General features: G+C 68.4%; 15 protein-coding genes and 1 pseudogene. 12 read left to right on the top strand and 4 right to left on the bottom strand.

The features are described from left to right. The first annotated feature begins 244 nt into the window (after positions 1 to 244). A complete protein-coding gene (locus J0695_RS35580; RefSeq protein WP_206968908.1) occupies positions 245 to 1,501 on the top strand; it encodes a GNAT family N-acetyltransferase in 1,257 nt (418 codons plus the stop codon). Positions 1,502 to 1,515: 14 nt separating this feature from the next. On the opposite strand, the gene J0695_RS35585 is transcribed toward J0695_RS35580, so the two are convergent. After that, a complete protein-coding gene (locus J0695_RS35585) occupies positions 1,516 to 1,704 on the bottom strand; it encodes a hypothetical protein (protein WP_206968909.1) in 189 nt (62 codons plus the stop codon). 170 nt (positions 1,705 to 1,874) lie between these two features. On the opposite strand from J0695_RS35585, the gene J0695_RS35590 reads away from it, so the two are divergent. Continuing rightward, positions 1,875 to 2,699: a winged helix-turn-helix domain-containing protein gene (locus J0695_RS35590; protein WP_206968920.1), complete on the top strand. Its 825-nt coding sequence runs from the start codon at positions 1,875 to 1,877 to the stop codon at positions 2,697 to 2,699. Positions 2,700 to 2,723: 24 nt separating this feature from the next. Here the strand turns inward: J0695_RS35590 and J0695_RS35595 are convergent, their stop codons facing one another. Further along, a complete protein-coding gene (locus J0695_RS35595) occupies positions 2,724 to 2,912 on the bottom strand; it encodes a hypothetical protein (RefSeq protein WP_206968910.1) in 189 nt (62 codons plus the stop codon). A 157-nt stretch (positions 2,913 to 3,069) separates the two neighbouring features. Between J0695_RS35595 and J0695_RS35600 the strand changes: the two genes are divergently transcribed. The 10 genes from J0695_RS35600 (at position 3,070) to J0695_RS35645 (ending at position 10,521) form a co-directional block, all read left to right on the top strand. Beyond that, positions 3,070 to 3,969, top strand: a complete 900-nt coding sequence (locus J0695_RS35600; protein WP_206968921.1) for a GntR family transcriptional regulator — start codon at positions 3,070 to 3,072, stop codon at positions 3,967 to 3,969. 35 nt (positions 3,970 to 4,004) lie between these two features. Then, on the top strand, positions 4,005 to 4,712 hold the full coding sequence (locus J0695_RS35605) for an HAD family hydrolase (protein ID WP_206968911.1): 708 nt from the start codon (positions 4,005 to 4,007) through the stop codon (positions 4,710 to 4,712). Between the two features lie 76 nt (positions 4,713 to 4,788). Continuing rightward, positions 4,789 to 5,199, top strand: a complete 411-nt coding sequence (locus tag J0695_RS35610; RefSeq protein WP_206968912.1) for a VOC family protein — start codon at positions 4,789 to 4,791, stop codon at positions 5,197 to 5,199. A 123-nt stretch (positions 5,200 to 5,322) separates the two neighbouring features. Next, a complete protein-coding gene (locus J0695_RS35615) occupies positions 5,323 to 5,862 on the top strand; it encodes a helix-turn-helix domain-containing protein (protein ID WP_206968913.1) in 540 nt (179 codons plus the stop codon). Then, positions 5,862 to 6,527, top strand: coding sequence for a VOC family protein (locus J0695_RS35620; RefSeq protein WP_206968914.1), 666 nt, complete (start codon positions 5,862 to 5,864; stop codon positions 6,525 to 6,527). Before J0695_RS35615 ends, J0695_RS35620 begins: the two co-directional genes overlap by 1 nt. Before the next feature lie 74 nt (positions 6,528 to 6,601). Next, positions 6,602 to 7,036 (top strand): YdeI/OmpD-associated family protein, encoded by a 435-nt coding sequence (locus J0695_RS35625; RefSeq protein ID WP_242553616.1) that lies wholly within the window; start codon positions 6,602 to 6,604, stop codon positions 7,034 to 7,036. A gap of 82 nt (positions 7,037 to 7,118) precedes the next feature. Next, positions 7,119 to 7,595 carry a DoxX family protein gene (locus J0695_RS35630; RefSeq protein ID WP_206968915.1) on the top strand — a complete coding sequence of 159 codons (477 nt, stop codon included), beginning with the start codon at positions 7,119 to 7,121 and terminating at the stop codon, positions 7,593 to 7,595. Positions 7,596 to 7,752: 157 nt separating this feature from the next. Further along, complete coding sequence (locus tag J0695_RS35635) at positions 7,753 to 8,532, top strand: hypothetical protein (protein WP_206968916.1); 780 nt, start codon at positions 7,753 to 7,755, stop codon at positions 8,530 to 8,532. 190 nt (positions 8,533 to 8,722) lie between these two features. Next, complete coding sequence (locus J0695_RS35640) at positions 8,723 to 9,829, top strand: phosphotransferase family protein (protein WP_206968917.1); 1,107 nt, start codon at positions 8,723 to 8,725, stop codon at positions 9,827 to 9,829. A 35-nt stretch (positions 9,830 to 9,864) separates the two neighbouring features. Then, the gene (locus J0695_RS35645) at positions 9,865 to 10,521 is read left to right on the top strand and encodes a hypothetical protein (protein WP_206968918.1); all 657 of its coding nucleotides are present in this window, start codon (positions 9,865 to 9,867) and stop codon (positions 10,519 to 10,521) included. Here J0695_RS35645 and J0695_RS35650 read toward each other — a convergent pair. Continuing rightward, positions 10,518 to 11,534 (bottom strand): zinc-binding dehydrogenase, encoded by a 1,017-nt coding sequence (locus tag J0695_RS35650; RefSeq protein WP_206968919.1) that lies wholly within the window; start codon positions 11,532 to 11,534, stop codon positions 10,518 to 10,520. The genes J0695_RS35645 and J0695_RS35650 overlap by 4 nt on opposite strands. A gap of 44 nt (positions 11,535 to 11,578) precedes the next feature. Then, positions 11,579 to 12,504, bottom strand: a pseudogene (locus tag J0695_RS35655) (hypothetical protein); the annotation flags it as partial.

Below are 12,504 nucleotides of genomic sequence, written 5' to 3' on the forward strand. Positions count from 1 at the left end.
CGGGGTGGGGCAGGCCGCACGGGGATTTCCCGTGACCCCCGGTAAGCGATCTTCGGCCGCTTGTCCTCAATCGCCGGACGGGCTCGATTTTGCCCGATACCGGCCTGCTTGTGCGCGCACAGGCAAGACCAGAGGGGCATATCAAGCCCGTCCGGCGATTGAGGACAAGCGGCCGAAGATCGCTTACCGGGGGTCACGGGAAATCCCCGTGCGGCCTGCCCCACCCCGCGCCTAGCGTGACCTCATGACTGTGAACGTCCGCACGATCACCGACACCGAGGCCGCCGACTGGCGCCGCGCCCTGAACACCGGATTCCTCCGCCCTCCCCACGTCACCGACGAGGAGGTCGCGAACTGGCTCCCGTACATCGATCTGAACCGCACCCGTGGCGCCTTCGACGGCGCCCGCTGTGTCGCCACCTTCCGCTCCTTCGCCCAGGAGATCACCGTTCCCGGCGGGGCCTCGCTGCCCGCCGACGCCATCAGCAATGTGACCGTCTCGCCCACCCACCGCCGCCGCGGCCTGCTCGGCCGGATGATGGCTGCGGACCTGAAGGACGCCAGGGAGCGGGGCGATGTGCTCGCGACGCTGATCGCCGCCGAGTATCCGATCTACGGGCGATACGGCTTCGGGCCCGCCGCCCAGACCACCGAGTGGACGGTCGACGTGCCGCGCGCCGCGCTCGACCCGCGCTGGTCGGGCCCCGACTGCGGGGGCCGGATCGACCTGGTGGACCACGCGGATGTGTACAAGCTGGGGCCCGAACTGCACGATCGCGTACGGAGGTCGAGGGCCGGCGCGGTCAGCAGGGACGACCGGTGGTGGAAGCTCAACACCGGGCAGCTGCGGGACCCGGGACACCCGTGGAAGGATCCGTTCCATGTGGTGTACCGGTCGGTCTCCGGCGAGGTCGAGGGGCTGCTGACGTACACGGCCGACGACCGGTGGGGCGATGCCAAGCAGCCGCTGAACACCGCGTCCGTACAGCATTTGCTCGCGGTGTCGCCGGCCGCCGAGCGGGCGCTGTGGACCTACGTCTGCTCGGTCGACTGGATCACGTCCGTCAGGTCGGGGAGCCGTGCCCCCGACGACCTTCTGCCGCTGCTGCTGCCCGACCCGCGCGCGGCGCGGATCACGACACAGGCGGACTTCCTGTGGGTGCGGGTGCTGGATGTCGTACGGGCACTGGAAGCCCGTACGTACACGGTGACCGCCTCCCTCGTCATTGAGGTGGTCGAGGACGGTGCAAGCGGAGCCGGCCTGTCCGCGGGCCGGTACCGCCTCGACGCGTCGCCCGACGGCGCGGTGTGCGCACCGTCTGCCGAGTCGCCCGATGTCACGCTGGACGTGAGGGAGTTGGGGGCGCTGTATCTGGGCGACGAGTCGGCGGTCCGACTGGCTGCTCTGGGCCGGATCGGGGAGGGGACGGCGGGGGCCGTCCTGACCCTGGAGGCGCTGTTCCGTACGGCCGCCAGGCCTTGGTGCCCTGACGTCTTCTAGGGGTCGGCGGGCGGCTAGCCGATCAGGGGCTGGACGAGGACGACAAGAACCACGGCGCCGAAGCTGGCGCAGGCGAGGTTCTTGGCCTTGACGCCGGCGGTCAGCAGGCCGAGGCCGATGAGGCCCATCACACCGAACTGTCCCTGGACGAGCTGATCGAGGCCAACGGCAGCGGCGGCGGCGAGGAGAGCGAAGAGCGGCATGGTCCCTCCTTGGGTCCTTGGTCACCAACTCACCGACCGGATCGGTTAGTTGGTTACCAACTCTTCTGGAGTTGTCCCCATGGCTGGACGAAAAATAACCATCTCCTCAATAACTCCCCATAGTTGGCGGAGAGTTGTACTGTTCAGTTGTGGAGACGTCGCACCGCACGGTGGCAGATGAGCTGCGAGCCCGTATCAAGGACGGGAGCCTGCGGCCTGGGGCACGGATGCCGACCCAGGCCCGGCTGGCGGACGAGTTCGGCGTCGAGCGCGGCACGGTCCGCCAGGCGCTGAAGATCCTCCAGGAGGAGCGGCTGCTCACCCATGTGACCAGGGGTGCACCCGCGACCGTCGCGGACGTCGCCACCAGGGCGGTCAGGCCGCCGCAGTCGACCATGGTCGCGCTGGCCACGCGTATGGACGCGGCGTTCGCCGCCCACCATGTGGCGGTCGACGCGCTCTGCCTCAAGTCCGCCTCGCTCAACCTCGCGCTGAGCGAGCCGATCCGGGGGATCCATGCGGGGCGCATCAAGCCGGCCAGGGTGACCGTAAGGGTGCTCCTGCCGAGCAGGGACATCGACCTCGCCTTCCCGACGCCGGTGGCCGACGGGACCGACGCACGACTGCACCGCGACTGGCTGGACCAGCGCAATGCGCAGGGTCAGGTGCTGCGCGGCAATCTGCTGGCCCTGCGGGCCTCGCACGGGATCGACGTGACGGTGGAGTTCCGGGCGCTGCCGTTCACGCCGCCGGTCAAGCTCTACCTGCTCAATGGCGTCGAGGCGCTCTTCGGGTACTACCTGATCGACCGGCGCGAGGGGGAGTTCGACCACGAACCCCTGGAGATGTACGACACCCAGGGGACGCAGTCGCTGCTCTTTCCCTTCGCACAGGGGGCGGGTGTGCGGGACGCGACGTTCGTGGAGCAGTCGCAGCTGTGGTTCGACGCGATCTGGAACACGATCTCGCTGCCGCTGAGCCTGGCCGCGGGCTAGGACCCCGGCTTGCGGGCCCCGTCCTCAGGACCCCGGGCCCGTAGCGGTGACCAGCAGCACGAGGGCCCCGGCTCCGGCGACGACCGGGCTCTTCGCCTTGGCCCCGATGGCGATCAGCAGCAGGCCGATCGCGCTCATCGCTCCGTACCGCAGCTGCACGAGGCTCTCGAAGGCGAAGACGATGATGGTGGTGATGATGACAAGGGCGGGCATGGTGGTTCCTCCTTCGGGGCCTTCGGGCGGGGAGGCGGCCGCTTGGCGACCAGGTTGCCAAAGTTGGCAACCAACTACACCAAAGTTGTCCCCACTTGGTCACGATCCATAAACAACTTTTAAACAACTCCCGTTAGATGGCCTGTAGTTGTAGCGTCTGGGTGTGAGCCAGAACAACACCTCAGTGAATGGCCGAAAGCCCTCCCACCGAGAAGTGGCCGACACGCTGCGGACACGCATACGCAGCGGTGACCTCAAAGCCGGCGACCCCATGCCCACCCAGGCCTCCCTCGCCGACGAGTTCGGCGTGGAGCGCGGCACGGTCCGCCAGGCGCTGAAGATCCTCCAGGCCGAAGGCCTGCTCACGCACGTCACCCGGGGCGCCCCGGCCCGTATCGCGGACCGCGCGGCCACTGCACCGGGCCCGGCCTCAAGCGACCGGCCCCGGCCGACGATGGTCGCGCTCACGGCCCGGATCGCCGAGGCGTTCGCCGCGACCGATGTGCAGATCGACGTGGTCAGCCTGACGGCGGAGTCGCTCAATCTGGCGCTGGGGGAGCCGTTGAGACTGATTCATGAGGGCACTATCGGGCCACGGACGATCCGGGTGCGGATCCTGCTGCCGAGCCGCGAGATCGAACTCGCCTTCCCGACGGCGGTCGACGACGGCCAACGGGACCAGGATGCGGTGCACGGCCGCTGGCTCGGCCAGCGCAACGCGCAGGGCATGGTGCTCCGCAACAACCTCCTTGCCCTGCGGTCCTCGCACCGGATCGACGTGACGGTGGAGTTCAGGGCGCTGCCCTTCACCCCGCCGATCAAGCTGTATCTGCTGAACCGGTCCGAGGCGCTCTTCGCGTACTACCTGGTCGCCCGGCGCGAGGAGGAGGTCGGCGAGAAGCAGGTCGAGATCTACGACGCGCTCGGCATGAGATCGCTGCTCTTCTCCTTCGAGGGTGGCGACGGGGGCCGGGACGCCGCATATGTGGAAGAGTCGCAGAAGTGGTTCAACGCCCTCTGGGAAACAATCAGTTCGGAGTTGACACTCTCTGAGTGACTTCTGACACGACTCAGACGGAATGGGCGGCACCTGTGACCGAGAATCTCAAGCGGGTGATCGCCGAGGCCGAGAATGTTCTCTTCGACTTCGACGGTCCGATCTGCAGGCTGTTCGCGGGGCATCATGCCCACGAGGTGGCCGAGAGCCTGGTCGCCTGGCTGGAGGAGCACGGCCGCCATGTGCTGCTGACGGAGGAGGAACGGGTCTCAGGGGATCCGCACGCGGTCCTGCGGGCCGTGGACCGCATCCACCCGGGAAGCGACCTGGTGGAGGAGCTGGAGGAGCGGCTGACGCGCGAGGAGTTGCGCGCGGCCAGGACCGCCTGGCCCACCGCGTACGCGGACCCGCTGATCCAGACCCTGAAGGCGGTGGGGGTCCGGCTGGCCATCGCGACCAACAACTCCCCGCGGGTGGCCCGTGCGTATCTGGCCGACCGCGGTCTCACGGCCTGCTTCGGCCCCCACGTCTATGGCCGCACCACCGACCTCCATCTGCTGAAGCCGGACCCGGACTGCATCCGGCGTGCCCTGACCTCGCTGGGAGCCCGCGCCGCGGACTCGCTGATGATCGGCGACACCGTCACAGATCTGTACGCGGCACAGGCGGCGGGGGTGTCGTTCCTCGGCTATGCGCGGAACGAGGAGAAGGCGAAAAGGCTGCACGCCGCAGGGGCGGAGACCGTGGTGGTCTCGATGCTGCCCGTGCTGGAAGCCGTACGTCAGAGGAGCGTTCAGGCGTAGCCATGCCGACCGGCGTGTCCGGATCGATCAGGAATGGAGAAGCGCGGTTCACGGAGCCGCCTCTAGCCTGCTCGCCATGGAAATCACCATTCACACGACTGCTCTTCCGCACGACGACCCGGACGCGTCGCTCGCCTTCTACCGCGACGTCCTCGGCTTCGAGGTCCGCAGCGATGTCGGGCAGGGCAAGATGCGCTGGATCACGGTCGGCCCGGCCGGTCAGCCGGGCACGTCGATCCTGCTGGCGCCGCCTGGCGCCGATCCCGGCATCACCGAGGACGAGCGCCGCACGATCACCGAGATGATGGCCAAGGGCACCTACGGCTGGATCCTGCTGGCCACCCCGGACCTCAACGCCCTGTTCGAGAAGGTGCAGGCCGGTGACAGTGAGGTCGTCCAGGAGCCGACAGAGCAGCCGTACGGCGTCCGCGACTGCGCGTTCCGCGACCCCGCGGGCAACCTGATCCGCATCCAGGAGCTGCGCTGAGCTGTGCGGGTACCGATGCGGCCGTACGGGCCGACATCGCGCCCACCCATAAGTAGCGCGGCGGTTGGGGGTGCCTGCCGAGGCGGGCACCCCGGACGATGAAAGGCAAAGGGGATGGTTCGCTTGTGTAAGTCCGAATGGCGGCGTGCACGCGTCCAGGCGCAGCGTCTGGCTGATCTCGCGCGGCTGCGCCGCGTCCGCGACCGTATCGACAGGGAGTACGCGCAGCCGCTGAACGTGGAGGCGCTCGCCCGTGATGTGAACATGTCCGCCGGGCACCTGAGCCGGCAGTTCCGGGCCGCCTACGGTGAGTCGCCGTACTCGTACCTGATGACGCGTCGCATCGAGCGGGCGACGGCGCTGCTGCGGCGGGGCGACCTCAGCGTCACCGAGGTCTGCTTCGCGGTCGGCTGCGCGTCGCTTGGAACGTTCACCACCCGCTTCACGGAACTGGTCGGCATGCCGCCCGGGGCCTTCCGGCGCCAGGCGGCAGATGCGGCGGATGCGGTGGATGCGGCGGCCGGCCATGCCGATGCTGCGGGTACGGCCCGCGACGCGGGCTCGGCGATCAAGGTGGAGGGGATGCCGGCGTGCGTGGCGAAGCAAGTCTCCAGACCGGTCAGGAATCGAGAAGCCATGGCCGACGCGCAGACCCTAGCGTGATGGTCATGGCAACCACCGCTTCCACCGCAGCCAACACATCCCTCTCGTCCGTCACCCTTGAGGTGGCCGACCTCGAGTCCGCTCGCCGCTTCTACAGCGCCTTCGGCGTCGACACGTACATCAGCCTGCGGGCGTCCGAGGCGCCCTCCACCGGATTCCGCGGCTTCACCCTGGCGCTCACAGTGGCCGGGCCGGCCACCGTCGACAGCTTCGTCGGCGCCGCAGTGGACGCCGGCGCGACGGTGCTGAAGCCCGCCGCGAAGTCGCTGTGGGGCTACAGCGGCGTCGTCCAGGCCCCGGACGGGACGATCTGGAAGATCGCGACCTCGGAGAAGAAGGACACCGGCCCCGCCACCCGCGAGATCGACGAGGTCGTCCTGCTGATCGGCGTCGAGGACGTGAAGGCCACCAAGCAGTTGTACGTCGGCCGGGGCCTGACCGTGGCCAAGAGCTTCGGCGGCAAGTACGCCGAGTTCGCCCCCGGTCGGTCCAGCTCCATCAAGCTGGCGCTGTACAAGCGCCGCGCCCTGGCCAAGGAAGTCGGCGTCCCCGAGGACGGCACGGGCTCGCACCGCATCGTCCTCGGCAGCACCGCTGACGCCCTCACCGACCCGGACGGGTTCTCCTGGGAGACTGCCGCGTCGGTCGCCCCCACCCTGTCCTGACTCCCGGCCACAGCGCCCCCGGGAACCGACCAGCCCTACGCCGAGCAGCCGCGCGGAACAACAGGAGAAAGATCATGAAGTTTTCGTCCCACGTCGAGCCGCCCGAGCCCATGCGGGGCCTGGAAGTTCCGCCCGAGGTGGTAGCAGCGCTCGGCGGGGGCGCGCGGCCGCCGGTGACGATCACGGTCAACGGGCACTCCTGGAGGAGCCGGGTCGCCATCATGCGAGGCCGCCACCTGCTCGGCCTCAGCAACGCCAACCGGCAGGCCGCGGGTGTCGAGATCGGCGAGGAGGTCGAGGTCGAGCTGGAGCTCGACACCGAGCCGCGCGTCGTCGTCGAGCCCCCGGACTTCGCCCGGGCCCTGGACGACGACCCGGTCGCCCGCGCCGCGTACGACAACCTTGCCCATGGCCGCAAGAACGAGCACGTCCGCGCCATCGAGAGCGCGAAGAAGCCCGAGACGCGCCAGCGGCGTATCGAGAAGGCCATCGCCACCCTGCGGGGCTGATCCCCGAAAGCAGAAATTCCGGCGGCACCGCAATCGCCGTACGGAGGCCCGACCCTGCCCCATTCCTTCTGAAGGGACAAGCATGTCGAAGAGACTCATGACCGGGCTGTACTGGTTCATGGCATGTGAGTTCGCGCTGGGCGCCGTGACCAAGTACTGGCCGGGCGACACGATATTCAGCTCGGCGTACTCCGTGAAGTTCGTCGATTGGGGGTACCCGTCCTGGATGCGCTTCGTGGTCGGTGCCCTGGAAGGTGTCGCCGCAGTCCTGCTGGTGATCCCCGACAAGCGGACACGCTTCCTGGGTGCCACGACACTGATGTTCGTGCTCACCGGCGCGGCCACCACCCACATCGTCAACCATGACCCGGCGGTGGAGAGTTGGGCCGCGCCGGCCCACCTGCTCATCATGGGCGTCCTCGCGCTGGCCAATTGGCCGGCCGACTGGCGAGACCTCCTGCGGGCTCCTGCCGCGGCGGCCTCATCGCGGACCGGTCGACGTCACACCCCGGACCAGCGACGCCTTGTCCCCGCACGAGGTACGGGTGATGATGTGTAGCCCCGAGGTGTGACGCACGGGGATACGGGTTCTGAACGTCCGTTCGCTCAAAGTGAGTTGGGGAGCTTCTGCAGTGAGTGGAGGCAGATCGGGAACCGGCTGGCGCGGGCGATTACGGCTCTATCAGGACCGGGTCGAGTCGGTGGTGACTCGGATCATGCTGCTGACGATCTTCGCCGTGGGTCTGGTCGCGCAGTTCGTGAAGCCCGTGGGTGACGCACTGCAGGACAAGACGTTTATTGGTGGCGCCCTGTTCAGTCTGGTCGGATATGTGCTGTACGACGCGGTCAAGGAGCTTTCCGCGTCGTTCCGGACTCCTCCTGAGGTCGAAGCCACGTCAGACGACCTACGTCTGCTTGTGGCCGGCGCGTTCGCCGCCCGTGAAGTCAGCATCTGCTTCTTCGGGTACACCGGCGAGAGCCTGTTCAGCGCGGTGAAACAGCAATTGGTGTGGGCTGAGCGGGATCCGGGGAGCACTCGGAAGGTGGCTATACGCATGCTGGTGCCGGACTTCTCCCGCGCTATGACGGTTCCCAGCAGGGTCGGTCCGGACGGTGCCCCCGAGGACGATCGCGCATTCCGAGTACGGCTGGAGAACATCTGTATCGACTACGCAAAGCAGCTGGCCGAGTGCGCCGCACAGCTGGCGGCGAGCCATCCCGTCGAGGTGTCGTGCGAATACCGAGTGTACCAGGGGATCCCGCGGGAGAAGGTCTGTGTCTTCAACAATCGTGTGGTCCTGCACGGCCGATACGACATCACCGCGACGTCGAAGCACGGGGGCCAGTTGCTGTACGACCCCGACGGTCTCCGGACCGACCTCCGCATCTGGTCCAGCGACCGCTTGTCGGACGGGCCGAAGGTGCGCCAGTGGGTCGAGGTGATGGAGAGCGAATGGAAACTCGCCTCTCGAACTGATTGGCAGAGAATTGAGTAGTGCCGGGCACGAGCCCGGGCAGGCTGTCCGGTGCATGCCGTGTGCCTATGGGCGCACAGGAGTACTGCCGTTCACACTCGGCGGCAGGGATCCGCGAGGCTCACCGGGGGCGTCGCCCTTGTCGGTCACAGTGGTGGAGTAGTTCCCCACTTCTTCACCATCGGCACCACCACAGGCGAGAGAACGCGTGATGTCAGCCGAAACCGTATCCCTGGCCCGGCGGCTGGCCGTCGAGCTGAACCTTGATGAGCTGATTCCGCTCAAGGGGTATCACCACGACACCTGGGTCTTCTCGCTGCCCGACACCGGAGAGGCCGGAGAGGCCGGTGTGCACGGACGGTGGAAGTGCAGGGAGCCGCGGCCGGGTCTCTTCTGGTTCGACCGCAGGTGCTTCACCTCCGAGGAGGACCTCCTGCGCGTGCTCGCGGGGCGCGTCAGAAAGATTCCCGAGCTTCTCGAATTCGACGGCGTCGGTCTGCAGCGGTTCATCGAGGGGCGCACGCTCGGAGAGGTGACCAAGGAGAAGGCCGCGCTTCCGGAGTCGTACATCGGTCAACTCATGGAACTCTTCTCCGAGATGGTCCACATCCGTCCGGAGGACCTGAAGATCGAGCGCAGCTGCGGATCCGACGAGGAGTCGCACGAACTCGCGGACGGGGACACCTCCGGCTTCCTCCGCCGGCTCGTGGACTTCACCGAGAACGAGGTGTTCCTCAGGCACCGGGACCGCTTCGGCAAGCTCCTCGGCAGGCTGGGCGTCGACGACGAAGCGCTGATGAGGTTCAGGAAGCGCATGTCCACGCTCACCGAACGTCCCTTCTGCCTGCTGCACGGCGATCTGCACCGGGAGAACTTCATCGTCGACGGCGAGGACAGGCTGTGGACGATCGACTGGGAACTCGCCATGTTCGGGGACCCGTTGTACGACCTCGCCACTCACCTCTACCTCATGCGGTATCCGCCCGAGCAGGCACAGAAGGTGATCCTGCAGTGGTGCGACACCGTGGAATGGGTGCGCAAGGGGAGTTCGGACGGGTGGAAGGAGGACCTTCCGCAGCTTCTGGCGTACAAGCGCGCCCAGTCCGTCTACACGGATGTCATCCGCTCCGCCCTCACGGTGGGCGCGGACCGGGATCTCAACTGGCCGCTGCTTCTCCATACGGTGCTGAAGCTGCGGCGCGTGCTGGTGCGCGCCCAGGACGTGCTGGAACTCGGCAGTCTGCCGGGGCTGTGGCAGGTGGTCTCCGCGCTGCTCGCCTGGCGGCGGTCGGACCGGGCAAGTACCGTACAAAAGTGACGTGTTGACTTCTTCAGCCAGGGGGTGGCGCTGTGGTGGACAGCGATACGGACGGGGACCGGGGCAAGGGGCCGACGCGGGGCGAGGCGTCCCTGGTGAGCCTGGGGCACTTTCTGCATACGGCCTTCGACGCCGACGATGTCGCCCTGGACGTACTGTCCCTCACCTCCGAGACGCTCGACATGCACCTCGGTTCGCAGGCCAAGCGCATCGCGGGCGGTGAGATCTCGCCGCGGAGCATCCGGCTGCGGCTGATCCTGCCCGATGTGACCGGGATCCGGCTCGCGTTTCCGCGGGCCGTCGGCGACGAGGACGACGACCGGCCGCGCAGGCGGCACCGGGAGATGGTGATCTCGCATGCGCGGTCGCTGCGCGAGTCCCTGATGGCCCTGCAGCAGCGGGAGTTGGTCGAAGAGGTCTCCGTGCGGATTCGCAAGGTGCCGCTGACTCCCACGCAGAAGTTGTATCTCCTCAACGGGGAGCAGCTGCTGGAGGGGTACTACACGCTGGACGAGTGGACTCCCGCACCCGCCGAGGGCGCGGGAGGGACCATCGTCGACTCCATCGGGCTCGGCGCCGAGCTGTTTCCGTACAGCCGGCGCGACCAGGCCTTCAAGGTGGAGGCCGCGCAGCGGTTCTTCGACTCGTACTGGAATCAGCTCGCGCAGGAGATGGACCTGAGCGGCGATTAGGAGACCGCGAGCACCGCCTTGCCCGCGAGTGCGCGCTCCTCGATCGCCCTGTGGGCCTCCGACGCGCGTTCCAGCGGGTAGACGCGGGCGATGGTGGGATGCAGGGTGCCCGCCGCCGCCTGGGCGAGGACCTTCGTGGCGAGGCGCACGATGTCCTCCTCGGCGAACTGCACGTCGGCGATTCCGCGCAGGCTGATGTGGCGGCGTCCGGCCTCCTCCGGGTCGATCGGGGCGAAGCCGCCGCTCGGTGCGCCGTGGGCCGAGACGCGGGCGCCGTCGGCCGCCAGGGCGAAGGCCTGCAGGCCGAGGTCGCCGCCCACGCCGTCCAGGATCACATCGGCTCCCGCGCCGCCGAGTGCCTTGCGGGCCAGGGCCGGCCAGTCGGGGTCGGAGTAGTCGACGGCGGCATCCGCGCCCAACTGGCGGATGAGGGAAAGCTTTTCGTCTCCTCTTGCCGCGCCGACCACCTGCGCGCCCGCCGCGTGCGCCAGCTGGACCAGCAGCGTGCCCATGCCGCCCGCCGCACCGAGGATCAGGACCCGGTCGGTCGATTCGATACGGACCCCCTCCGCGATCCCGGTCGCCGTCACGCCGTCGTGGGCCAGGGCCGCGGCCTCCAGGAGGCCCAAGGTGTCGGGTACGGGGACAAGTTGGCCGGTGCGGGCCACCACCTGTTCCGCGTACGCCCCGGAGAGACCGGGGCCCGCCACCACCCGGCGGCCCGTCCACGACGGGTCCGTGTCCGGGCCTGTCGCCAGGACCGTGCCGGAGAGCGCGCCGCCGGGGACGTACGGCGGCTGTACGGGGAAGAAGTCGCGGCCCCAGCCCGCCCTGATCTGCGTCTCCACGAAGATCGTGTCGATGTGGGAGACCTGGATGAGGACCTCGCCCGGGCCCGGTACGGGTGCGGGGATGTCGGCCGCCCTCAGGACGTCGGGGGTGCCGAATTCGGTGACCTGGATTGCTCGGACCGTCGGTGTCTTCGGTGTCTTCGGTGTCGTCGGTGTCGTCATGGGGCGAGTCTTCAACGTCAAGTGCGGTTGAGGTCAAGGGTCGTTCAGTAGTAGTGGCGCAGCTCAGGCCAGAGCGCCGACCACGGTTTCGTGGTGCCCGTGCAGAGCATCACCGCCGCGTGCTGCTCCTCGTTGTCGACGACCTGGCCGTTGTCGACGCGTGTGATCTGTCGGCAGGCGGTGAAGTCGGCCCCGTAACCCTTCGATCCGCGCTGGAGGACGAGGACCACCGGGCCGTTCGACGAGTCGGGGGGCGGGCCCCAGTCGGCGTAGCTCATATGGCCGGAGTACGGGCCGGGGAGGTGGCGGGACGGACCGTAGTGGGTGAGGGCGCCCGCCTGGCCGTAGTTCTGGACGAGGATCACGGCACGTGGGCGGTCGGCTGCCGGGACCTTCGACCAGGCCACCGCGACCGCGTCGGTGAGCTGCGGCCAGCCGACCTCCTCGGCGACTTCCGGGTTGACTCCCTGGGGGATGGCGATCGCACTCGTGGGGAGTATGGGGAGCGAGAGCACTGCTGTGACGGCTGCGGTAAGGGCCACGGCGGTGATCAGGAGGCGCCGGTGCGCCCACTGGACGGCCGGCTCGCAGCCCGCCGCGAGGAGTGCGAGAAGGAGCGGGATCGCGTAGTACGCCTTGCCGCCCGAGCCGATGACCAGCAGACAGAGCAGCGGATACCCGAACCAGAGCGACTGGGCCCAGCGCAGCGCGGGGTCGCGGCGGAGTCTCAGCCAGCCCGCGATCCAGATCGGTACGTAGAGGGGGGAGAGATAGAGGAGCTGGTCGGGGACGAAGAGCACGCGGTTCTCGGTGCCGTCCGAGTCGCTGATGCCGCCCGCGACGGTGAGCTGCGGCCAGTCGTGGGTCGCCTGCCAGATGAGGTTGGGCAGCGCGAGGGTCACGGCGATGGCGATCCCGGCGAGGAGATGCGGGGCGCGCAGGACGCGGCGGGGGCCGAGGATCGCGAGGG

This window comes from Streptomyces beijiangensis (assembly GCF_017315755.1).
Classification (GTDB): Bacteria; Actinomycetota; Actinomycetes; order Streptomycetales; family Streptomycetaceae; genus Streptomyces; species Streptomyces beijiangensis.

Bases quoted from the DNA above. Each gene is read 5' to 3' on its own strand.
- J0695_RS35585 (WP_206968909.1), bottom strand. From the start codon at position 1,704: ATGCCGCTCTTCGCTCTCCTCGCCGCCGCCGCTGCCGTTGGCCTCGAT.
- J0695_RS35650 (WP_206968919.1), bottom strand. From the start codon at position 11,534: ATGACGACACCGACGACACCGAAGACACCGAAGACACCGACGGTCCGA.
- J0695_RS35620 (WP_206968914.1), top strand. From the start codon at position 5,862: ATGGTCATGGCAACCACCGCTTCCACCGCAGCCAACACATCCCTCTCG.
- J0695_RS35625 (WP_242553616.1), top strand. From the start codon at position 6,602: ATGAAGTTTTCGTCCCACGTCGAGCCGCCCGAGCCCATGCGGGGCCTG.
- J0695_RS35635 (WP_206968916.1), top strand. From the start codon at position 7,753: ATGCTGCTGACGATCTTCGCCGTGGGTCTGGTCGCGCAGTTCGTGAAG.
- J0695_RS35640 (WP_206968917.1), top strand. From the start codon at position 8,723: ATGTCAGCCGAAACCGTATCCCTGGCCCGGCGGCTGGCCGTCGAGCTG.
- J0695_RS35610 (WP_206968912.1), top strand. From the start codon at position 4,789: ATGGAAATCACCATTCACACGACTGCTCTTCCGCACGACGACCCGGAC.
- J0695_RS35595 (WP_206968910.1), bottom strand. From the start codon at position 2,912: ATGCCCGCCCTTGTCATCATCACCACCATCATCGTCTTCGCCTTCGAG.
- J0695_RS35630 (WP_206968915.1), top strand. From the start codon at position 7,119: ATGTCGAAGAGACTCATGACCGGGCTGTACTGGTTCATGGCATGTGAG.
- J0695_RS35580 (WP_206968908.1), top strand. From the start codon at position 245: ATGACTGTGAACGTCCGCACGATCACCGACACCGAGGCCGCCGACTGG.